20 protein-coding genes are annotated in these 20120 nt (G+C 62.3%); 11 read left to right on the plus strand and 9 right to left on the minus strand.

Annotated features, from left to right (window positions below; translation table 11 throughout):
- Window positions 1-18: 18 nt before the first annotated feature.
- Entirely contained in the window at window positions 19-798 is a 780-nt protein-coding gene (locus tag ACLH1U_RS18785) for an MBL fold metallo-hydrolase (RefSeq protein WP_060589897.1), read from the minus strand.
- A 167-nt stretch (window positions 799-965) separates the two neighbouring features.
- Here ACLH1U_RS18785 and ACLH1U_RS18790 point away from each other — a divergent pair, with 167 nt between their 5' ends.
- Entirely contained in the window at window positions 966-1526 is a 561-nt protein-coding gene (locus ACLH1U_RS18790; protein ID WP_023291398.1) for an NUDIX hydrolase, read from the plus strand.
- On the opposite strand, the gene ACLH1U_RS18795 is transcribed toward ACLH1U_RS18790, so the two are convergent.
- From ACLH1U_RS18795 to ACLH1U_RS18805, 3 genes are all read right to left on the minus strand, one after another.
- Window positions 1516-2370, minus strand: coding sequence for a DMT family transporter (locus ACLH1U_RS18795; RefSeq protein WP_023291399.1), 855 nt, complete (start codon window positions 2368-2370; stop codon window positions 1516-1518). The two genes, ACLH1U_RS18790 and ACLH1U_RS18795, sit on opposite strands and share 11 nt — an antisense overlap.
- Before the next feature lie 24 nt (window positions 2371-2394).
- Complete coding sequence (gene nlpA / locus ACLH1U_RS18800) at window positions 2395-3204, minus strand: lipoprotein NlpA (protein WP_032454390.1); 810 nt, start codon at window positions 3202-3204, stop codon at window positions 2395-2397.
- A 127-nt stretch (window positions 3205-3331) separates the two neighbouring features.
- Window positions 3332-4237, minus strand: a complete 906-nt coding sequence (locus tag ACLH1U_RS18805) for an AraC family transcriptional regulator (protein WP_023291401.1) — start codon at window positions 4235-4237, stop codon at window positions 3332-3334.
- Between the two features lie 118 nt (window positions 4238-4355).
- Here ACLH1U_RS18805 and ACLH1U_RS18810 point away from each other — a divergent pair, with 118 nt between their 5' ends.
- Window positions 4356-4892, plus strand: coding sequence for a carboxymuconolactone decarboxylase family protein (locus ACLH1U_RS18810; protein ID WP_023291402.1), 537 nt, complete (start codon window positions 4356-4358; stop codon window positions 4890-4892).
- Window positions 4893-4912: 20 nt separating this feature from the next.
- Here ACLH1U_RS18810 and ACLH1U_RS18815 read toward each other — a convergent pair whose 3' ends face one another.
- Together ACLH1U_RS18815 and ACLH1U_RS18820 are read right to left on the minus strand one after the other, a co-directional pair.
- The gene (locus tag ACLH1U_RS18815) at window positions 4913-5383 is read right to left on the minus strand and encodes a DUF1348 family protein (RefSeq protein ID WP_023291403.1); all 471 of its coding nucleotides are present in this window, start codon (window positions 5381-5383) and stop codon (window positions 4913-4915) included.
- A complete protein-coding gene (locus ACLH1U_RS18820; RefSeq protein ID WP_044525067.1) occupies window positions 5380-6012 on the minus strand; it encodes a pyridoxamine 5'-phosphate oxidase family protein in 633 nt (210 codons plus the stop codon). Before ACLH1U_RS18820 ends, ACLH1U_RS18815 begins: the two co-directional genes overlap by 4 nt.
- Before the next feature lie 95 nt (window positions 6013-6107).
- On the opposite strand from ACLH1U_RS18820, the gene ACLH1U_RS18825 reads away from it, so the two are divergent.
- Window positions 6108-7022 carry a LysR substrate-binding domain-containing protein gene (locus tag ACLH1U_RS18825; protein WP_023291405.1) on the plus strand — a complete coding sequence of 305 codons (915 nt, stop codon included), beginning with the start codon at window positions 6108-6110 and terminating at the stop codon, window positions 7020-7022.
- Here the strand turns inward: ACLH1U_RS18825 and ACLH1U_RS18830 are convergent.
- Window positions 7019-8512: an MDR family MFS transporter gene (locus tag ACLH1U_RS18830; RefSeq protein WP_285203397.1), complete on the minus strand. Its 1494-nt coding sequence runs from the start codon at window positions 8510-8512 to the stop codon at window positions 7019-7021. The two genes, ACLH1U_RS18825 and ACLH1U_RS18830, sit on opposite strands and share 4 nt — an antisense overlap.
- A gap of 80 nt (window positions 8513-8592) precedes the next feature.
- On the opposite strand from ACLH1U_RS18830, the gene ACLH1U_RS18835 reads away from it, so the two are divergent.
- Entirely contained in the window at window positions 8593-9240 is a 648-nt protein-coding gene (locus ACLH1U_RS18835; RefSeq protein WP_032454396.1) for a TetR/AcrR family transcriptional regulator, read from the plus strand.
- A 698-nt stretch (window positions 9241-9938) separates the two neighbouring features.
- Here ACLH1U_RS18835 and ACLH1U_RS18840 read toward each other — a convergent pair.
- The gene (locus ACLH1U_RS18840; RefSeq protein WP_004205120.1) at window positions 9939-10355 is read right to left on the minus strand and encodes a GNAT family N-acetyltransferase; all 417 of its coding nucleotides are present in this window, start codon (window positions 10353-10355) and stop codon (window positions 9939-9941) included.
- Between ACLH1U_RS18840 and ACLH1U_RS18845 the strand changes: the two genes are divergently transcribed.
- Entirely contained in the window at window positions 10330-10446 is a 117-nt protein-coding gene (locus ACLH1U_RS18845; protein WP_180812820.1) for a hypothetical protein, read from the plus strand. The genes ACLH1U_RS18840 and ACLH1U_RS18845 overlap by 26 nt on opposite strands.
- Here the strand turns inward: ACLH1U_RS18845 and ACLH1U_RS18850 are convergent.
- Window positions 10406-10528, minus strand: coding sequence for a hypothetical protein (locus ACLH1U_RS18850; RefSeq protein WP_032454401.1), 123 nt, complete (start codon window positions 10526-10528; stop codon window positions 10406-10408). The two genes, ACLH1U_RS18845 and ACLH1U_RS18850, sit on opposite strands and share 41 nt — an antisense overlap.
- Window positions 10529-10734: 206 nt before the next feature.
- Between ACLH1U_RS18850 and eefA the strand changes: the two genes are divergently transcribed.
- From eefA to murP, 6 genes are all read left to right on the plus strand, one after another.
- Window positions 10735-11859, plus strand: a complete 1125-nt coding sequence (gene eefA, locus ACLH1U_RS18855) for a multidrug efflux RND transporter periplasmic adaptor subunit EefA (RefSeq protein ID WP_411299396.1) — start codon at window positions 10735-10737, stop codon at window positions 11857-11859.
- Window positions 11859-14966 carry a multidrug efflux RND transporter permease subunit EefB gene (gene eefB, locus ACLH1U_RS18860; protein WP_102002545.1) on the plus strand — a complete coding sequence of 1036 codons (3108 nt, stop codon included), beginning with the start codon at window positions 11859-11861 and terminating at the stop codon, window positions 14964-14966. Before eefA ends, eefB begins: the two co-directional genes overlap by 1 nt.
- A 3-nt stretch (window positions 14967-14969) precedes the next feature.
- Complete coding sequence (gene eefC / locus ACLH1U_RS18865) at window positions 14970-16334, plus strand: multidrug efflux RND transporter outer membrane subunit EefC (protein WP_032454402.1); 1365 nt, start codon at window positions 14970-14972, stop codon at window positions 16332-16334.
- Window positions 16335-16379: 45 nt separating this feature from the next.
- Window positions 16380-17543 carry a multidrug effflux MFS transporter gene (locus ACLH1U_RS18870; protein ID WP_023291412.1) on the plus strand — a complete coding sequence of 388 codons (1164 nt, stop codon included), beginning with the start codon at window positions 16380-16382 and terminating at the stop codon, window positions 17541-17543.
- A gap of 162 nt (window positions 17544-17705) precedes the next feature.
- Window positions 17706-18608, plus strand: a complete 903-nt coding sequence (gene murQ, locus ACLH1U_RS18875; protein ID WP_105491084.1) for an N-acetylmuramic acid 6-phosphate etherase — start codon at window positions 17706-17708, stop codon at window positions 18606-18608.
- 24 nt (window positions 18609-18632) lie between these two features.
- Window positions 18633-20063, plus strand: coding sequence for a PTS N-acetylmuramic acid transporter subunit IIBC (gene murP / locus ACLH1U_RS18880; RefSeq protein ID WP_023291414.1), 1431 nt, complete (start codon window positions 18633-18635; stop codon window positions 20061-20063).
- The last annotated feature ends 57 nt before the right edge of the window (window positions 20064-20120 follow it).

Consider the following 20120-nt stretch of genomic DNA (forward strand, 5'->3'; position numbering starts at 1 on the left):
TCCTTCCCCTTGCGCACGTTAATAAACCACGGTTTCCCCATCCTGCGGGATACACACTACCTCGGCTATCTGATTATCCAGCGCATACTGGCGCATCTCTTCCCGGCTCACCAGGCAGTGGTTGACCGCTTCCAGGTGAATCGCCATGATTTTCGCTTCCGGCAGGGTGAAGTGTACGTTCAGGAGATCTTCTTTGCCCATGATAATCGGGCCAAAGCCGATGACGTGGGCGTAGCCGGCGTTGAGGACCACCACGTCCGGGCGCAGCTTCAGCAGGTCGGCTGCAATTTCATCACGCCAGATGGTATCCCCCACCAGCCACAGCGTCTTCTCCTGCGGATGGCGAAACAGCACGCCGCAGGCCTCGCCCAGGCGTTCGGCCATCGCCGGCACCGCGTAGGTGCGATCGCTGCCGTGCTGGCCGGAGGTGGTTTTCAGCAGGCGCACGCCGGCAAATTCGCTGTCTGCCGTCAGCAGGCGGATATCCTGGAAACCCTGGCTGCGCAGCAACGCGCTGTCGGCTTCGTGCTGGACGAACACCGGCAGGGTTTTCGGGATCGCGGCGATCGCCGCCTCGTCCCAGTGATCGTCATGGGTATGGGTGACGATCACCGCGTCAACGTCGATGATTTTATCGCGGGAAAAAGGCAGCGCCACCAGCGGGTTGCGCAGCTCGCTGCGCGCGGTGCCCGGAAAACCCGGCCAGGCGCCCTTGTCCGCCAGCATCGGATCGATCAGAAACTTTTTCCCGGCGTATTCAATAATCTGGGTCGCGTTACGGATATGGGTGATGTTCATGTTGGCGTTCCTCAGGGGGGTGATTTGACGAACATCGTACTGAGTACCAGCCTGGCGCAATAGGGGCATTTGGGCAAGGATCGATGAAATCGGGCCAACCTGCGGCGATTGCTATCCGCCTCCGGCTATGTTGTTCTGAAGGCTCCATTTTTGACAGGAGTGGCAGGATGAAGAAAAAACTGACCGCCGCCGATATGCACGACCCGCAGGTCATCGCCGAGACGCCGTGGTTCAGCATGCGCAAGGTGGGTATTGATATCGCCCCCGGCGAGCGCCGCGACTTTTACGCCATTCACTATCCGCGCCCGGCGGTGGGGATTGTAGCTATCCAGGATGACAAAGTGCTGCTGATTCGCCACTACCGCTACCTGATCGACAAGGTGGTGTGGGCCATTCCGTCAGGCGGCGTTGACGAAGGGGAAGATCCGGCGGCGGCCGCGCTGCGCGAGCTGCGGGAAGAGACCGGCTGGCAGGCGCAACGCGTCGAGGAGATCATGCGCTTCAACCCCTCCTACGGCAGCAGCGACCAGCTGTTTATCACCTGGCTGGCCACCGGTTTACGCTGGGTGGGGATGGATGCGGATCAGGATGAAGTGATGGAAACCGGCTGGTTTACCTTTGAGGAGATAAACCAGCTGATCGCCCGCGGCGAAATGCCGGACGGGCTGTCGCTGGTGCCGCTGCTGCAATTGATGGCGCAACCGCGCACCGGGCAGGCTACGGCTTAAGCATCCGCCAGCGGAACCACAGCTGGGCAACCAGGATCAGCACGCCGCCGATAATCTTCTGCAGCGGCAGCTGTTCGCCATACCACAGCGCGGCGGCAATGACCGTCAGCAGCGGTTCGAGCACCATAATGATCGCCGCGCTGGCCACCGCCGCGTACTTCTGCCCCTTCATCTGCAGACCGAAGCGCAGGCTGGTGGCGATGACAATGCTGGCCACCAGCCAGCCGAAGGTCGGCAGGGTCATCGGCTGGTCCCAGCGTTCAACGGCAGCGGAGAGGGTCAACCCGACGATACCAGTGATCGCCAGCTGCACGGTGGTCAGGGGGATCAGCGGTACTTCGCGCGCGCAGCGGCTGGTGTAACAGAACCAGATGGACTGCACCAGCGCCGTCAGCAAAAACCAGCCCTGGCTGGGATGGAAGACTATCGGCATGTGCAGGCTGAGCAGGCCCAGGCCCACCACCGCGATCGGCAGGCACTCCCACCAGGCCCGCGGCGGACGCACCTTCATCATCACCCACGCGGTCAGCGGGACGAACATCATCGACAGGCTCATGATAAACGCCCCTTCGCCGAGCGACGCCGTCGTGGAGACCGAGTAGATCCACAGGCAGAGGTTGAGCGCAAACCATAGCCCGCTGATGATGAGCTTTGGCCAGTGCTGCTTTTGCGGGCGAAACCCGCGGCAAAACGGCAGCAGCAGCAGCGCGGCGAAGAAAAAGCGCAGCCCAAGGAACGCGAATACCGGCATGCCGGCGATCGCCTCGCGGGAAAAAATCCAGCCGCAGGCGGCAATCACCGTCGCGGCAATCAGCAGCAGATCGGCCTGCCGTTGGCGTACCATACGCGCCTCTCCCTGTAAGTTGGCTTACCAGCCCGGCACCGCGCCGCCGTTGAAAATAGTCTCTGCCGCCTTCGCCACCTCCGGCGTCTGGTACGACTGCATAAACTCTTTCACGTTTTCCGCGTCTTTATTGTCTTCACGGGTCACGATGATGTTCACGTAGGGCGAGTTTTTATCTTCGATAAAGATGCCATCGCGAACCGGCGACAGCCCGGTTTGCTGCAGGTAGGTGGTGCTGATGATGGCCACGTCGACTTTAGGATCGTCGAGTACGCGCGGCAGTTGCGCCCCTTCCAGCTCCATAATTTTCAGATGATGCGGGTTGTCGGTGATATCCACCGCCGTCGGCAGCAGGCCGGTACCGGCTTTGAGGGTTATCAGCTTCTCTTTTTGCAGCAGCAGCAGCGCCCGCCCGAGGTTGGTCGGATCGTTGGGGATAGCGATCGTCGCGCCGTCTTTCAGTTCGGCGACTGACTTTATCTTGCGCGAATAGCCGGCCATCGGGAAGACGAAGGTATTGCCTACCGCCACCAGATGGTAGTTATGCGCTTTGTTGTCCTGCTCAAGGAAAGGCCGATGCTGGAAGACGTTGGCGTCCAGATCCCCGGCGTTGGTCGATTCGTTAGGCAACAGCGAGCCGCTGAACCCCACCAGCTCAACCTCCAGACCATACTTCTCTTTGGCCACTTTCTTCGCCACTTCCGCCACATCCTGTTCAGCGCCGTTAATCACGCCGACCTTAATGTGCTTCGCTTCATTACCCTTTTGGTCGCAGCCGACCAGCGCCAGACCCGCCAGCATTACCGCGGCGGCGGCACGTAAACGTAATCTCATCCTCTTCACCCTGTCCGTCCTGACTGTCGTTGTTTTTTTCGTGCAAAACTATAGCGACTTTCGGGTGGGGTAATAAACAGCAAACCACGCAACCGGAAATAAAATCATCTTCGCCAGGCGCGAAGCGCTAGCCCCGTCGCCACTCGCCCGGCGTCACGCCATAGCGCATTTTGAAGCGCTTCGAGAAGGACGCCAGCGACTGAAAGCCGCAGCGTTCGGCAATGACCTCGAGGTTGGTCTGACGCTCCAGGCGCAGCAGCCGGGCGGCCAGCGCCATTCGCAGCTGCGACAGCCACGCCTGCGGCGTCAGGTGATAAACGCGGGCAAAATGGCGGGCAAAGGTGGCCCGCGACAGAAAGGCGCGGGCGGCCATGGTTTCCAGCGTCCACGGCTGCTCCGGGGTCGCCATCACCGCCAGCACCGCCGGCATCAGGCGCTCATCGCTCATCAGACGCAGCAGCCCGCCTGGCGGCTGCTGCTCGCCAAGCAGCATGCGCAGCAGCAGCACCAGCAGCGTATCGCCGAGGCTGCGCACGATAGCGCTGCCGCCGGGACGCTGCGCCAGACTTTCGCGGACCAGTATGTTAAGCAACGGCTGCAGCTCCGGGCAGTCTTCGCGCGCATCGGTATGGAGATGGATCAGCGTCGATGCCTCAGTGAACAGCCAGCTGACGTGCGGACCAAAATAGAATTCGCCGCACAGCATCTCCAGCGCCCCCTCCGCCGGGCCGGCGCGCATTTCCGTCACCGTGCCGTTAAAACGATGCGCCACCGGCAGCACCTGGCCCCACTCCACCAGGCTCTCCATCAGGTGCGGCGAACCGTGCGGCAGGAGGACCACATCTCCCGCGCGCAGGTGATGGGTCTGGCCGCCGACGTTGAGCCGCCCCTCGCCGCGCAGCACCACGTGCCATGGCACCACGCCGCTGCGCATTTGCTGGTGCCCGGCCTGCCAGCGGCCGCCGAAGCGACAGTGCAGGTTCACTTCGCAGCGCGGCGCCAGCAGCGCCAGCAGATGACTGAGACTGTCCATGCTTCTCCTGAGACGATAAGACAAAAAGGTGAGACGAAGACCGCCAGTCTAGCATGCGGCAACCGCCTAAGATGACCCCAATGCCAACACACACCCTCGAAAACAACAGGAGTTAACCATGAGCCGTTTAGCTGATATCCGTGAACAAGACGCCACCGGCAAAGCCGCCGATATTTTCGCCGGGATCAAAAAAGCGATGGGCAAAGTGCCGAATGCCTACCTGACCATCGGCGGCCACTCGCCGGCCGCGCTGCAGCAGGCGCTGGCGCACAATGCGATGCTACATAAAGGCAGCCTCAGCGCCCAACAGCTGGAAGCCATTAACCTGTCGGTCAGCGAAGCCACCGGCTGTGACTACTGCCTGGCCGCACATACGCTGATGGCGAAAAAAGCCGGCTTCAGCAGCGAACAGATCCACGCCCTGCGCCGCGGGGAGTATGCGGAAGAGGCACAGCTTGATGCGCTGGTGAAATTTGCGCAGACGCTGGTGACCACCACCGGCACGCTGCCGGCAGCCGACGTCGCCGCGCTGCGCAACGCCGGTTTTAGCGACCAGCAGGTGATTGAGATTATCAGCGCCATCAGCGCGATCCTGTTTACCAATATGGTGAACCGGGTTAACGACACGGTGGTCGACTTCCCGAAAGCCGATTAATCCGTCGCGCAGCGCCGGTTTTACAGCCCCAGGTCGCTGAGCCCCGGATGATCGTCCGGGCGACGCCCCTGGGGCCAGTGGAACAGGCGCTCGCTTTCGGCGATCGGCAGGTCGTTGATGCAGGCGTAGCGCGTCTGCATCAGCCCGTGCTGATCAAACTCCCAGTTTTCATTGCCGTACGAGCGAAACCAGTTGCCGCTGTCGTCGCACCACTCATAGGCGAAGCGCACGGCGATGCGATTTTCCTGCCATGCCCACAGCTCCTTAATCAGCCGATATTGCTGCTCCTTACGCCATTTTCGCTGCAGGAATTCGACAATTTGCCCCCTGCCATGGACAAACTCGCTGCGGTTGCGCCATTCGCTGTCCATGGTGTAGGCCAGAGCGACCTTTTCGGCATCGCGGCTGTTCCAGCCATCTTCCGCGGCGCGGACCTTCTGAATAGCGCTGTCGCGGGTAAACGGCGGTAACGGGGGACGTTGTTCAGTCATGCTGACTCTCCTCTGCGGGCTAATTGCTGCTGCAGGCGCTGATTCTCCTGCTCCAGGTCATGAATACGTTGCTGCAGGTTCTGGCTGTACTCCGCCACCTGCTGCGCGCTGTAGCGCGGCGTAATGTGCTGCGGGCAGTTCCAGTCAAACGCCTGCAGATGAAAAAGAAACAGGCGCTCGATGCGGGCGCGATAGTTGGCCGGCGCCACCTGCGCCAGCAGCGGCGGGTGGTTCTCTGCCGCCACGACCTCGACGGTGGCGTAGATTTTCAGCCTGGCACGGCGCGGATAATCCATCAAAAACAGGCAGGCCCGGTCGCTGCCGCGCAGGTTGCCGGTGGTGATGTACTGACGGTTGCCGCCGAAATCCGCCATCGCCAGGGTGGTATCATCCAGCAGATGCAGAAACCCCGGCGGGCCGCCGCGATGCTGAATGTAGGGCCAGCCGCTCTGCGACACCGTCGCCAGATAAAAGCTGTCGCGGGTGGCGATCATCCCCGCTTCGCTGTCGCCGAAGCGGTCGGCCTGGCGTCGGCTGCGCGGCGTTTGCCACAGCTGGTCGCTGCCCATTTCATGCTGCACATCCATCACGTCCGGGGTGATGGCGATATCGAGAAAGGTTGCTGCCATAGCGCCTCCTGTTGTCTGGCGCCATCATGGACTGTACTGCGAAAAATGATAATACTGGTTTCGTGGCAATCATCTTTCCAAAAATCGGGAGAATAATGGATCGATTAAGCGCGATGGCGCTGCTGGTGAAAGTGACCGAGCTGGGGAGTATGTCGGCGGCGGCGCGGGCGCTGAATATGCCGTTGACCACCGTCAGCCGCCATATCGGCGAGCTGGAGAACGCGCTGGGGGTGCGCCTGCTGGCGCGGACCACCCGCAAACTGACGCTCACCGACGCCGGGGTCGATTATGTCGCTGCCGCGCGGCGGATCCTTGAGGAGGTGGAAAACGCCGAACGCCAGGCGACGGGCGAGTATCAGGAACCGAAAGGCGAGCTGGTGATCTCTGCGCCGACAATGTTTGGACGCCAGCACGTTCTCCCGGTGATCGCTGAATTTATCGCCCGTTACCCGCAGATTCACGTCCGTTTGCTGCTCAGCGATCGTAACGCCGACCTGGTGGGCGACCATATCGATCTGGCGGTGCGGATAGGCGACCTGGCGGACAGCAGCATGGTGGCCACCCGCCTCGGCAGGATGCGCATCGTGGCCTGCGCCCATCCGGCGCTGCTGGCGAAATACGGCGAGCCGCAGCGGCCGCGCGATCTGGCGGCGCTGCCGATCATCCGCATTGAATCGCCGATGCCCTATCGCGGCTGGCGCTTTCGCGCCGCTGAGCGCGAGGACCAGTTGATTAACCTGCCGCCGGCGTTATCGGTCACCACGCCGGAGAGCGCTGCCGATGCCGCGCGGCTGGGGGTGGGCGTAGCTCGCTTACTGCACTATCAGGCGCTGGACGGCCTGCGACAGGGTGAGCTCCGTCTGCTGCTGGAGCGCGTCGAGCCGGAGCCGGCGCCGGTCCATTTGCTGTATACCGCCCGGGACCTGGCGCCGCTTAAGCTGCGAAAATTTATCGATTTTGCCGCGCCGGCGCTGCGTCAGGCGCTGCTGCGCATCGCCGGGGCCGCTTAGTGCGTCGCAGTCTTCAGCGGCGCCTCCTTTAACAGCCAGGAGAGGACAAACGCCACCGCCATAATGCAGGCCGCCATGAGGAACGCCGCGTGGATCGCCGCGCCGAAGGCGTCGAGATAGTCGAGGCGGATATCCGCGGGCAGGTGCTGCACCGCCACCGGATTCATTCCCGGCGGCAGTACCGCGCCTTCCGGCAACCGCTTTTGCAGGTTGCTCTGCAGCACGTGCGTGAACACCGCGCCAAACAGCGCCACGCCGATGGAGCCGCCGATCGAGCGGAACAGGGTCACGCCGGAGGTGGCGACGCCGTAAAGCTTCGCCGGCATCGCGTTCTGTACCGCCAGGACCAGCACCTGCATCACCAGCCCCAGACCGGCCCCCAGCACGCCGGTAAACAGGTACAGCTGCCACAGCGGTGAGTGAATGGTGATCCGGGTCAGCAGCACCATGCCGGTCACGCCAAGCAGGGTACCGAGGATCGGAAACAGGCGATATTTACCGGTACGGCTGATAATCCGCCCGCTGATAATCGAGGTCAGCAGCAGGCCGCCCATCAGGGGGATCAGCTGCAGCCCGGCCTCGGTGGGGGTCGCCTCCTTCACCACCTGCAGATAGAGCGGCAGGAAGGTGACTGATCCAAACAGCGACATGCCGATAACGAAGCCGATCAGACTGCACAGCAGGAAGCTGCGGTTGCGGAACAGCGACAGCGGAATAATCGGCTCGGCGGCCATTCGCTCTTCGTAGATAAAACCGATGACCCCCACGATGCCGAAGGCCAGAATGCACCACAGCTGCGGGTCATTCCACGCATGAACGCTGCCCCCTTCCGAGGTAAACAGAATGATGCACAGCAGCGCCATGCTGAGGTAAATCGCCCCCAGCCAGTCAATCTCATGCTGGCTGCGTTTATTGCTGCTGTGGAATACCACGCCGATCACCAGCAGCGCGAAGAGGCCCAGCGGCAGGTTGATGTAGAAGATCCAGCGCCAGGAGGCGTGCTGCACCAAAAAGCCGCCGATCAGCGGGCCGATCACCGTCGCCAGGCCAAAAACGCCGCCGAACAGCCCCTGATAGCGGCCACGGCTGGCGGGCGGGATGACGTCGGCCACCGCCGCCATGCTGATGACCATCAGGCCGCCGCCGCCGAGCCCCTGCAGGCCGCGCATCAGCACCAGCTGGGTCATGTTCTGCGCCAGCCCGCAGAGGGCGGAGCCGACAAGAAACAGCCCAATCGCCACCTGCAGCACGATTTTGCGGCCGAACAGATCGCCGAATTTACCGTACAGCGGCACCGCGATGGTGGAGCTAAGGATATAGGCGGTAACCACCCAGGAAAGCTTGTCCAGCCCGCCCAGTTCGCCGACAATCGTCGGCAGCGCGGTGGAGACAATGGTCTGATCCAGCGCGGAGAGGAGCATCACCAGCAGCAAGGCGCTAAACAGCAGGCGTATCGACTGCACCGGTGGGTTCGCGACTTGAGAAGTCATCACAACACTCGCTTGAAATTAATTAAATGCATAATTAATATTTAGTGAAAGAATGAGTCGGGTCAAGAGATCGCCATATCATGACAGCACAAAAGGATCAGGATGCCCCCCGCCGCCCGGGGCGGCCGCGCGGCAAAAAACCGGGTACCGCCAACCGCGAACAGCTGATGGACATCGCCCTGACGCTGTTTGCCCGCGACGGCGCGGCCCGCGTGTCGTTGAACGCCATCGCCAAAGAGGCCGGGGTGACGCCGGCGATGCTGCATTACTATTTCAGTTCGCGGGATGCGCTGGTGACGCAGCTGATCGAAGAGCGCTTTATGCCGCTGCGCAACCACATCAGCCGCATCTTTGTCGACCATCCGCAGGACCCGGTGCTGGCGCTGACGATGATGGTCGAGACGCTGGCGCACATGGCGGAGAAAAACGCCTGGTTCGCGCCGCTGTGGATGCAGGAGATCATCGGCGAGATGCCGATCCTGCGTCAGCATATGGACGCCCGCTTCGGCGAGGAGCGTTTTCAGGTGATGCTGGAGGCGGTGCGCCGCTGGCAGCGGGAGGGCAAGATTAACCCGGCGCTGTCGCCGGAGCTGCTGTTTACCACGGTGATTAGCCTGGTGCTGGTGCCGTTTTCGCGCATCCACAGCGATCCGCGTTTACAGGCGGTCGACCGCCAGACCATCGTCAGCCACGCGCTGGCGTTAATGGGCCATGGCGTCGGGGGTTAAGGCGTGGTTTTGACGCTTTTGTAGCCCGGATAAGGCGCCACGCGCCGCCATCCGGGATTTTCCCTGCTCGCGCTACGCTTAGCAGGGCTACAGAAATAACGGCACAACCGTAAATTTCCCTGCTCGCACTGCGCTTAGCAGGGCCAGCACTCCCGTGTTATGTCCGGACAGATTGCGCTCCCGATATTTCTTCTGCGTTATGCCTGGCATGGCGCAGGGAGCGCACAGGGGGCGGCCAGTCGCCGCCGCCCCCTGTACCCCCGGGCTCCGGCCAGCAAAATCGCCGCTACGCGGTACCTTCGACTTATCCCTGCAGGCTTCGGGTCGGGCCGAGGCAGCGTCCATGCAAAACACGGCCCTCAGCCCGCATCCATGCGGGCTGCCCCGGCCTTCCGGGAACGTCTCAGCGATTTTGAGGCCGCCAGCACCGGCAGTTTCAGTCGCGCAAGTGGGTATATCAACAACAGGCCGCTCGGCATCATGGCGGGCACAGCACGAACCGTAGGCCGGGTAAGGCGCAGCCGCCACCCGGCAAGAATACAGGTGCCGTGCCTGATATCCTGCCCGGCGGCGCTGCGCTTGCCGGTCCTGGGTGGGGCGAAACTACGGGAGAACTGTGTAGGCCGGATAAGGCATTTATGCCGCCATCCGGCACAATCACAGGTACGGTACCTGACCGCCCGGCGATATCAGGACCGTTACAGCGCCTTCGACAAATAGTGACGCTGCATCCCCGCGTGCGGGAAGTCGGGCAGCGACATCTGCAGCTGATAGCCTAATTTCTGATAAAACGGCAGCGCCTGGAAGCTAAAGGTATCCACCAGCAGATGGCTGCAGCCCAGCGCCTGCGCCTGCCGCTCCGCCTCCTGCATCAGCTCGCTCCCCAGTCCGCGACCGCGCGTCGCTTCGCTGACCCACAGATACTCAATGCACAGCCAGTTACCCTTACGTTTGGCAATCAGCCCGCCCTGCATCACCCCTTGCGCATCGCGGGAGTAAACGCCCAGATCGCCAAACTGCGCCGCATCAAGATACTGCTGATTATAGTGCCGCAGACCGGCAAACAATTCTTGTTGGTCGTCGGGATTAATGCTTTTTGTAATAATTAACGCCATTAACTATCTCCAGTATCGCAGTGCCGAAAGGTTATTTTTCCTCTCCACTTTCACAAAAAATTCTTATTTTCTCCATGATTATTTGCCTTAATTTTTTGCGTTCTAAAAGTAAGCAAAAAAACCTTTCCATTATCGCGGCGGATCGTATAATGGGAAAAAATGAGAATGATCATTCTCACCACAAAACCAGAGGAGATGCGCTTTTCACCTCCTGAAGGCCGAAGAGGTTGGCTTCAGCGGAGACACGATAACAATCACGTTCAGGAACATCTGTGTTCCTTTTTTGTCATTTTCGCTTAGCCGAAAATGCCTCAGCGCCCAACCTATTCCCTCGTTTTTAAATAAACGGGGCGGACGTCTTATATCTTGAGAAAATATAATGAAATACATCATAGCTCCCATCGCAACAGCATTATTTCTCCTCAGCGGATGCGATAATGCGCAGACATCTGCCCCGCAGCAACCCACGCCGGAAGTGGGCGTGGTCACTCTGCAAAGCCAGCCGGTTCCGGTAGTCAGCCAGCTCACCGGCCGCACCACCGCCTCGCTCAGCGCCGAAGTACGCCCGCAGGTGGGCGGCATCATCCAGAAGCGCCTGTTTACCGAAGGCGATATGGTGAAGGCCGGGCAGGCCCTTTACCAGATCGATCCCTCCAGCTATCGCGCGACCTGGAATGAAGCGGCGGCGGCGCTGAAACAGGCCCAGGCGCTGGTGGTCTCCGATTGCCAGAAGGCTCAGCGCTACGCGTCGCTGGTCCGGGATAACGGCGTCTCCCGCCAGGATGCCGACGACGCCGCCTCCACCTGCGCCCAGGACAAGGCCAGCGTGGCATCGAAGAAAGCGGCGCTGGAGAGCGCGCGCATCAACCTGAACTGGACCACCGTCACCGCGCCGATTGCCGGGCGCATCGGCATCTCGTCGGTCACGCCGGGGGCGCTGGTCTCCGCCGATCAGGATACCGCGCTGGCGACGATCCGCGGGCTCGACACCATGTATGTCGATCTGACGCGATCCAGCGTCGATCTCCTGCGTTTACGCAAACAAAGCCTGGCCAGCAATAGCGATACCCTCAGCGTGACGTTAATCCTTGAAGATGGCAGCGCCTACAGCGAAAAAGGGCGTCTGGCGCTCACCGAAGTCGCCGTCGATGAATCCACCGGCTCGGTAACCCTGCGCGCCATCTTCCCCAACCCGCAGCACGTCCTGCTGCCGGGGATGTTTGTCCGCGCGCGCATCGATGAAGGCATCATGAACGACGCGATCCTCGCCCCGCAGCAGGGGATTACCCGCGATGCCAAAGGCGACGCCACGGCGCTGGTGGTCGATGCCGACAACAAAGTTGCACAGCGCGCCGTGAAAACCGGCGACACCTACGGCGATAAATGGCTGGTGCTGAGCGGCCTGAAAGCGGGCGACAAGCTGATCGTCGAAGGCACGGGTAAAGTGGCCCCAGGCCAGACGGTGAAGGCCGTTGCCGTCAACAATAACGGAGGCAACGCCTGATGTTCTCCCGTTTCTTCGTGCGTCGCCCGGTCTTTGCCTGGGTGATCGCCATTCTGATTATGCTCGCCGGCGTGCTGGCGATCCGCACTCTGCCGGTGGGCCAGTACCCGGACGTCGCCCCGCCGGCGGTGAAAATCTCCGCCACCTACACCGGCGCCTCCGCCGAAACCCTGGAGAACAGCGTCACCCAGGTGATCGAGCAGCAGCTTACCGGCCTCGACCATCTGCTCTACTTTAGCTCCACCAGCAGCTCCGACGGTTCGGTCAGCATCACCGTCACCTTTGAGCAGGGGACCGACCCGGACACCGCCCAGGTGCAGGTGCAGAACAAAGTCCAGCAGGCGGAATCGCGGCTGCCGAGCGAAGTCCAGCAGTCCGGCGTGACGGTGGAAAAATCGCAGAGCAGCTTCCTGCTGATCCTCGCGGTGTATGACAAAACCGACCGCGCCACCAGCTCCGATATCTCCGACTGGCTGGTCAGCAACCTGCAGGACCCGCTGGCGCGCGTAGAGGGCGTCGGCAGCCTGCAAGTGTTCGGCGCCGAATACGCGATGCGCGTCTGGATGGACCCGACCAAACTCGCCTCCTACTCGCTGATGCCTTCCGACGTCCAGTCGGCGATTGAGGCGCAGAACGTGCAGGTCTCCGCCGGTAAAATCGGCGCCCTGCCATCGTCCAGCGCCCAGCAGCTGACCGCCACCGTGCGCGCGCAGTCGCGGCTGCAAACCCCTGACCAGTTCAAAGCGATCATTGTGAAAAGCCAGGCAGACGGTTCGGTGGTGCGCCTGAGCGATGTCGCGCGGGTGGAGATGGGCAGCGAGGATTACACCGCTACCGCCAATCTCAACGGCCACCCGGCCGCCGGGATCGCGGTGATGATGGCCCCCGGCGCCAACGCGCTGGACACCGCGACCCTGGTGAAAAGCAAAATCGCCGAATTCCAGCGTCAGATGCCGCAGGGCTACGATATCGCCTATCCAAAGGACAGCACCGAGTTCATCAAAATCTCGGTCGAAGACGTGATTCAGACCCTTTTCGAAGCGATTATCCTCGTGGTCTGCGTGATGTATCTGTTCCTGCAGAACTTCCGCGCCACGCTGATCCCGGCGGTGGCTGTCCCGGTGGTGCTGCTCGGCACCTTCGGCGTGCTGGCGCTGTTCGGCTACTCGATTAACACCCTGACGCTGTTCGCCATGGTGCTGGCGATCGGCCTGCTGGTGGACGACGCCATTGTGGTGGTGGAGAACGTCGAGCGCATTATGCGCGACGAAGGGCTGCCCGCCCGGGAAGCCACCGAAAAATCGATGGGCGAAATCTCCGGCGCGCTGGTGGCGATCGCCCTGGTGCTGTCGGCGGTCTTTCTGCCGATGGCCTTCTTCGGCGGCTCGACCGGGGTCATTTATCGCCAGTTCTCGGTGACCATTATCTCGGCGATGATGCTGTCGGTGGTGGTGGCCCTGACCCTCACCCCGGCGCTGTGCGGCGCGCTGCTTAGCCACTCCAGGCCTCATACTAAAGGGTTCTTCGGCGCGTTTAACCGCCTGTGGGGGCGCACGGAAGCGGGCTACCAGCGCCGCGTGCTCGGCGGCCTGCGCCGTGGCGCGGTGATGATGGGCGCTTACGTCCTGATTTGCGGGGCGATGGCGCTGGCGATGTGGAAACTGCCGGGCAGCTTTCTGCCGGTGGAGGACCAGGGCGAGATCATGGTCCAGTACACCCTGCCCGCCGGGGCCACCGCGGTGCGTACCGCCGAGGTGCGTCGCCAGGTCACCGACTGGTTCCTGACCAAAGAGAAAGCCAATACCAACGTCATTTTCACCGTCGACGGCTTTAGCTTTAGCGGCAGCGGTCAGAACGCCGGGATGGCCTTCGTGTCGCTGAACAACTGGTCGCAGCGCAAAGGCGACGACAATACCGCCCAGGCCATCGCCCTGCGCGCCAATAAAGAGCTGGGGACGATCCGCGACGCCACCCTGTTCGCCATGACCCCGCCGTCGGTGGACGGTCTCGGACAGAGCAACGGCTTCACCTTCGAGCTGATGGCCAGCGGCGGTACCGACCGCGACAGCCTGATGAAGCTGCGCAGTCAGCTGCTGGCGGCGGCCAACCAGAGCGGCGAGCTGCAGTCGGTGCGCGCCAACGACCTGCCGCAGATGCCGCAGCTGCAGGTGGATATCGATAACAACAAAGCGGTCTCGCTGGGGCTGTCGCTGAGCGACGTGACCGATACCCTCTCCAGCGCCTGGGGCGGTACCTACGTGAATGACTTTATCGACCGCGGCCGGGTGAAGAAGGTGTACATCCAGGGCGAGAGCGACGCGCGCGCCGTGCCCTCCGACCTCGGCAAATGGTTCGTTCGCGGCAGCGATAACAGCATGACGCCCTTCTCCGCCTTCGCCACCACCCACTGGCAATACGGTCCGGAAAGCCTGGTGCGCTACAACGGCTCCGCCGCCTTTGAGATCCAGGGCGAAAACGCCGCCGGCTTCAGCTCCGGCGCGGCGATGGACAAGATGGAAAAGCTGGCCGACAGCCTGCCGGCGGGCTCCACCTGGGCGTGGAGCGGCATTTCGCTGCAGGAAAAGCTGGCCAGCGGCCAGGCGATGAGCCTGTACGCCATCTCGATTCTGGTGGTGTTCCTGTGCCTGGCGGCGCTGTATGAGAGCTGGTCGGTGCCGTTCTCGGTGATCATGGTCATCCCGCTCGGCCTGCTCGGCGCGGCGCTGGCGGCGACGCTGCGAGGCTTAAGCAACGACGTCTACTTCCAGGTGGCGCTGCTGACCACCATCGGCCTGTCGTCGAAGAACGCCATCCTGATCGTGGAGTTCGCTGAATCCGCAGCGGATGAGGGTTATTCGCTCTCCCGGGCGGCGATCCGCGCCGCGCAGACCCGTCTGCGCCCAATTGTCATGACCTCGCTGGCGTTTATCGCCGGGGTGCTGCCGCTGGCCATCGCCACCGGTGCCGGGGCCAACAGCCGCGTGGCGATCGGCACCGGCATCATCGGCGGCACCCTGACGGCCACCCTGCTGGCGGTGTTCTTCGTACCGCTGTTCTTCGTGCTGGTGAAACGCTTCTTCACCCGCCAACGTCCTTCTCAGGAGTAAGGTATGTTTCGTTTGAGTTTTATGTTTATCGCGCTCCTGACCGCGGGCTGCGTCTCGCTTGACCCGCATTATGATCGCCCGGCCGCGCCGGTGCCGGCTACCCTGCCCGGGGCGCACGGCGAATCGACGGCGGTGGTCGGCGACTGGCAGAAAGTGGTCAATGACGCGCGGCTGAAAAAAGTGGTCAGTATCGCGCTGAACAGCAACCGCGATGTGCAAAAGGCGCTGGCCGATATCGAGGCCGCGCGCGCCCAGTACGGCGAGACGCGGGCGTCGCTGTTTCCCACCGTCGATGCCGAGCTGAGCCATACCCGCAGCAAAACGGTGGCCAGCGGCCTGAGCTCCGCTTCGCAGGCCGACGGGGCGGTCTCCAGCTTCGAGCTGGATCTGTTTGGCAAGAACCAGAGCCTGTCGCGCGCGGCGCGCGAAACCTGGCTTGCCAGCGAATTCACCGCGCAGAATACCCGGCTGACGATGATTGCCGATTTGACCACCGCCTGGGTGACCCTGGCGACGGATAACAGCAATCTGGCGCTGGCGCAGCAGACCATGGACAGCGCAGCAAACTCGCGCAACATCGTCGCCCGTCAGATGGCGGTGGGCACCGCCTCCGCCGGCGATTTAAGCTCGGCGGAAAGCGTCTATCAGCAGGCGCGCGCCAGCGTCGCCAGCTACCGCACGCTGGTGGCGCAGGATAAAAACGCTATTAACCTGCTGGCGGGGGAAACCGTGCCGGAGAGCCTGCTGCCCGGCACCCTCGACAGTCTCGGGGATAACTGCATCGCCTTGGTGCCGGCGGGGGTGTCATCGTCGGTGCTGCTGCGCCGGCCGGATATTCAGGAAGCGGAGCATAATCTGAAGAGCGCCAATGCCGATATCGGCGCGGCGCGGGCGAACTTCTTCCCGTCGATTTCCCTGACCGCCAGCGCCGGCGTCGGCAGCGACTCGCTGTCGTCGCTGTTCAGCCACGGGATGCAGGTGTGGTCGTTCGCCCCCTCCATCAGCCTGCCGCTGTTCACCGGCGGCAGCAACCTGGCGCAGTTGCGCTATGCGGAAGCGGAGAAGAAGGGGCTGATCGCCACCTACGAGAAATCGATTCAGAGCGCCTTTAAGGACGTTGCCGATGCGCTGGCGCGCCGGGAAACGCTAAATGAAGAGCTCGATGCCCAGCAACAGTATGTCGCCGCCGAGCAGACCTCGCTGGATATCGCCATGAAGAGCTATCAGGCTGGGGTCGGCGATTATCTGTCGGTGCTCACCGCCCAGCGCACGCTGTGGTCGGCGAAGACGACGCTGCTGTCCCTGCAGCAGACCGACCTCAATAACCGGATCACTCTCTGGCAGTCGCTGGGCGGCGGCGCCAGTTAATTTCACCCGCCGGGCGACCGCGCCCGGCTTCTGTAAGGAATCGTTATGCCACGTGTTTCCCTCTCCTGGGCGCTGATCCTCGGCCTGCTGTCGGGCATTGGGCCGCTGTGCACGGATTTTTATCTGCCGGCTCTGCCGGAGATCACTCAGCAGCTGCAGGCCACCAGCACCCAGACCCAGCTGTCGCTGACCGCCGCGCTGATTGGCCTCGGCCTGGGTCAGCTGTTTTTCGGCCCGCTGAGCGACCGGATTGGCCGCCTGAAACCGCTGGCACTGTCCCTGCTGTTGTTTATCTTCTCTTCGGCGATGTGCGCCCTGACCCGGGATATCAACATGCTGATTGTCTGGCGCTTTTTACAGGGCTTCGCCGGCGCCGGCGGCTCGGTGCTGTCGCGCTCCATCGCCCGCGATAAATATCAGGGCACCCTGCTGACCCAGTTTTTCGCCCTGCTGATGACGGTGAACGGCATTGCGCCGGTCCTGTCCCCGGTGCTGGGCGGCTACGTGATCACCGCCTTCGACTGGCGAATTCTCTTCTGGACGATGGCCGCCATTGGCGGCGCGCTGCTGGTCATGAGCCTGACTATCCTGCGGGAAACGCGCCCGGCCGCGGCGACCCATGCCGCCCGCCAGCGGCCCGGCCAGCCGGTGCTGAAGAATCGTCGTTTTCTGCGCTTCTGCCTGATTCAGGCGTTTATGATGGCCGGGCTGTTCTCCTACATCGGCTCCTCTTCCTTCGTAATGCAGAGCGAATACGGCATGAGCGCCATGCAGTTCAGCCTGCTGTTTGGTCTGAACGGTATCGGGCTGATTATCGCGGCGATGATCTTTTCCCGTCTGGCGCGCCGCTTCAGCGCCGAAGGCCTGCTGCGCGGCGGCCTGACGCTGGCGGTGGGCTGCGCGGCGATCATGCTGCTGTTTGCCTGGCTGCAGCTGCCGGTTCTGGCGCTGGTCGGCCTGTTTTTTACCGTGTCGCTGATGAGCGGCATCAGTACCGTCGCCGGCGCGGAAGCGATGAGCGCCGTCGACGCCGCCCAGTCCGGGACCGCGTCCGCGCTGATGGGCACCCTGATGTTTGTTTTCGGCGGCATCGCCGCGCCGTTGGCGGGCCTCGGCGGCGAAACGATGCTGAAGATGAGCCTCGCGATGGCGATCTGCTACCTGCTGGCGCTGCTGATGGGCCTCAGCCAGCCGCGCGGCGCGCGCTAAACGCCAGGTGCGGTAATAAAATATTCCACCTTGATTACCGCACTATTTCCCGCCATCTCTACCATTCTCATATTATTCTCCTCGAACTAATCGTGATACTCTTCACAGGCAAGGAATAAATAATTCCTTATACTGCGCACGACTGAGAATAACGAGGTTTCTATGAGTATTGACCTGAGCAAACTGCTGACCGAGCGACGCAACGCCAACAGCGACAACATTGACACCCTTTCCACCCTCGAGATGCTGACGGTGATAAACCAGGAAGACCAGCAGGTGGCCCAGGCGATTACGCCCTATCTGCCGCAGATTGCCGAGGTGGTGGATAAGGTCGCGACGGCGCTGCAGGCCGGTGGCCGCTTGATTTATATCGGCGCTGGCACCTCAGGGCGTCTGGGGATCCTCGATGCCAGCGAATGCCCGCCGACTTTTGGCACCCGCCCGGAGCAGGTGGTGGGGATCATCGCCGGCGGACATAAAGCGATTCTCAGCGCCGTGGAAAACGTGGAAGACAACAAAGCGCAGGGGGCGATGGATCTGCAGAACCTGAACTTCAGCAACCGCGATGTACTGGTGGGGCTGGCGGCCAGCGGACGCACGCCGTACGTCATTGGCGCCATGGAGTATGCCCATCGTCAGAATGCCTTTGTCGCCATCGTCAGCTGTAACCCGCATGGCGAAATGGCTCAGCTGGCGGACGTCGCCATCACCCCGGTGGTCGGCCCGGAGGTAGTGACCGGCTCGACCCGCCTGAAAGCCGGTACCGCGCAGAAGCTGGTGCTGAACATGATCTCCACCGGGGCGATGATCCGCGTCGGCAAGGTCTACAGCAACCTGATGGTCGACGTCGAAGCGACCAACGCCAAGCTGATTGAGCGCCAGGTTTCCATCGTGATGGAGGCGACCGACTGCGATCGTCCCACTGCCCAGAAGGCGCTGGAGGCCTGCGGCCGCCACTGTAAAACGGCGATCGTGATGGTGCTGGCGGACTTAAGCGCCGAAGCGGCGCAGTCGCTGCTGGCGAAGAACAACGGCTATATCCGCAAGGCGCTCAGCAACACCTGAGCGCCGACAGACAGGTAACGGGCAATGGCAAAAATAACGAAAGAGATGATAGCGCGGATCCTCGCCCACGCAGGCGGCGCCGCTAACGTCGCGCAGGCAGGCAACTGCATGACGCGCCTGCGCTTGACCCTGCGCGATGAAGGCCTGGCCGACACCGCCGCCATCCGCCAGATTGACGGCGTGATGGGGGTGATCGTCAGCGACGAGCAGTTCCAGGTGGTGCTCGGCCCCGGCAAGGCGCAAACCGCCGCCGAGATGATGAACGGCCTGCTGGAGGAGGCGCCCGCCGCGCCGACGCTGGCCGACGTCGCGGCGGAGAAAAAACAGGCGCTGAAGGGCAAGCAGACCAGCGCGGTGCAGAAGTTTCTCGCCAAATTCGCCACCATTTTTACGCCGCTGATCCCCGGCTTTATCGCCGTCGGGCTGCTGCTGGGCTTCGCCACCCTGGCGGAACAGGTTTTCGTGCTGGAGAACGCCCATCCGAACGCCAGCCTGGTGGCGCTGATTGGCTATATGAAGGTATTCAGCAAAGGGATGTTCACCTTCCTGAGTATCCTGATTGGCTATAACGCCCAGAAGGCGTTCGGCGGCTCCGGCGTGAACGGCGCGATTATCGCCTCGCTGTTCGTGCTGGGCTACAACCCGGAGGCGACCAGCGGCGTCTACGCCGGGATCTCCACCTTCTTCGGCCACGGTATCGATCCGCGCGGCAATATCATCGGCGTATTGATCGCCGCCATCCTTGGGGCGTGGGTTGAACGCCAGGTGCGGCGGGTCATGCCGGCCAACCTCGATATGATCCTCACCTCGGCGGTGACGCTGCTGATCATGGGCGCGGTGACCTTTACGGTGATCATGCCGATTGGCGGCTGGTTGTTTACCGGCATGTCGTGGCTGTTCCTGCATCTTAACGGCAATCCGTTTGGCTCGGCGGTGCTGGCCGGTCTGTTCCTGCTGGCGGTGATGTTCGGCGTCCATCAGGGGTTTGTCCCGGTCTATTTTGCGCTGGTGGATGCCCAGGGCTTTAACTCGCTGTTCCCAATCCTGGCGATGGCCGGGGCCGGGCAGGTGGGGGCGGCGCTGGCGCTGTTCTGGCGGGCGAAGCGCGATTCGCTGCTGCGAACCCAGATTAAGGGGGCGATTATTCCGGGCTTCCTCGGGATTGGCGAGCCGCTAATCTACGGCGTCACCCTGCCGCGGATGAAGCCGTTTGTCACCGCCTGCCTCGGCGGCGCCTGCGGCGGCTTCTTCGTCGGGCTGATCGCCTGGCTGGGGCTGCCGGTCGGCCTGAACACGGTGTTTGGTCCGTCCGGCCTGGTGGCGCTGCCGCTGATGACCTCCGGCAGCGGGATTTACGCCGGGATGGCGGTCTACGCCGGCGGACTGGCGGTCTCCTACCTGTGCGGCTTTGCGCTCACCTGGCTGTTCGGCAGTAAAAATGTCGATTTAAGTTAGAACGCGATTGTCGGTTAATGCCCGGCGGCGGCTTCGCCTTACCGGGCCTGCAAAATA

Origin of the sequence: Klebsiella sp. 1SOBk5mer, assembly GCF_046603115.1 — a bacterium.
Lineage (GTDB): Bacteria > Pseudomonadota > Gammaproteobacteria > Enterobacterales > Enterobacteriaceae > Klebsiella > Klebsiella quasipneumoniae.

Excerpts from the sequence above, each read along its gene's own strand:
- ACLH1U_RS18785 (WP_060589897.1), bottom strand. The coding sequence starts at position 798 with ATGAACATCACCCATATCCGTAACGCGACCCAGATTATTGAATACGCC.
- ACLH1U_RS18790 (WP_023291398.1), top strand. The coding sequence starts at position 966 with ATGAAGAAAAAACTGACCGCCGCCGATATGCACGACCCGCAGGTCATC.
- ACLH1U_RS18795 (WP_023291399.1), bottom strand. The coding sequence starts at position 2,370 with ATGGTACGCCAACGGCAGGCCGATCTGCTGCTGATTGCCGCGACGGTG.
- nlpA (WP_032454390.1), bottom strand. The coding sequence starts at position 3,204 with ATGAGATTACGTTTACGTGCCGCCGCCGCGGTAATGCTGGCGGGTCTG.
- ACLH1U_RS18805 (WP_023291401.1), bottom strand. The coding sequence starts at position 4,237 with ATGGACAGTCTCAGTCATCTGCTGGCGCTGCTGGCGCCGCGCTGCGAA.
- ACLH1U_RS18810 (WP_023291402.1), top strand. The coding sequence starts at position 4,356 with ATGAGCCGTTTAGCTGATATCCGTGAACAAGACGCCACCGGCAAAGCC.
- ACLH1U_RS18815 (WP_023291403.1), bottom strand. The coding sequence starts at position 5,383 with ATGACTGAACAACGTCCCCCGTTACCGCCGTTTACCCGCGACAGCGCT.
- ACLH1U_RS18820 (WP_044525067.1), bottom strand. The coding sequence starts at position 6,012 with ATGGCAGCAACCTTTCTCGATATCGCCATCACCCCGGACGTGATGGAT.
- ACLH1U_RS18825 (WP_023291405.1), top strand. The coding sequence starts at position 6,108 with ATGGATCGATTAAGCGCGATGGCGCTGCTGGTGAAAGTGACCGAGCTG.
- ACLH1U_RS18830 (WP_285203397.1), bottom strand. The coding sequence starts at position 8,512 with ATGACTTCTCAAGTCGCGAACCCACCGGTGCAGTCGATACGCCTGCTG.
- ACLH1U_RS18835 (WP_032454396.1), top strand. The coding sequence starts at position 8,593 with ATGACAGCACAAAAGGATCAGGATGCCCCCCGCCGCCCGGGGCGGCCG.
- ACLH1U_RS18845 (WP_180812820.1), top strand. The coding sequence starts at position 10,330 with ATGCTTTTTGTAATAATTAACGCCATTAACTATCTCCAGTATCGCAGT.
- ACLH1U_RS18840 (WP_004205120.1), bottom strand. The coding sequence starts at position 10,355 with ATGGCGTTAATTATTACAAAAAGCATTAATCCCGACGACCAACAAGAA.
- ACLH1U_RS18850 (WP_032454401.1), bottom strand. The coding sequence starts at position 10,528 with ATGATCATTCTCATTTTTTCCCATTATACGATCCGCCGCGATAATGGA.
- eefA (WP_411299396.1), top strand. The coding sequence starts at position 10,735 with ATGAAATACATCATAGCTCCCATCGCAACAGCATTATTTCTCCTCAGC.
- eefB (WP_102002545.1), top strand. The coding sequence starts at position 11,859 with ATGTTCTCCCGTTTCTTCGTGCGTCGCCCGGTCTTTGCCTGGGTGATC.
- eefC (WP_032454402.1), top strand. The coding sequence starts at position 14,970 with ATGTTTCGTTTGAGTTTTATGTTTATCGCGCTCCTGACCGCGGGCTGC.
- ACLH1U_RS18870 (WP_023291412.1), top strand. The coding sequence starts at position 16,380 with ATGCCACGTGTTTCCCTCTCCTGGGCGCTGATCCTCGGCCTGCTGTCG.
- murQ (WP_105491084.1), top strand. The coding sequence starts at position 17,706 with ATGAGTATTGACCTGAGCAAACTGCTGACCGAGCGACGCAACGCCAAC.
- murP (WP_023291414.1), top strand. The coding sequence starts at position 18,633 with ATGGCAAAAATAACGAAAGAGATGATAGCGCGGATCCTCGCCCACGCA.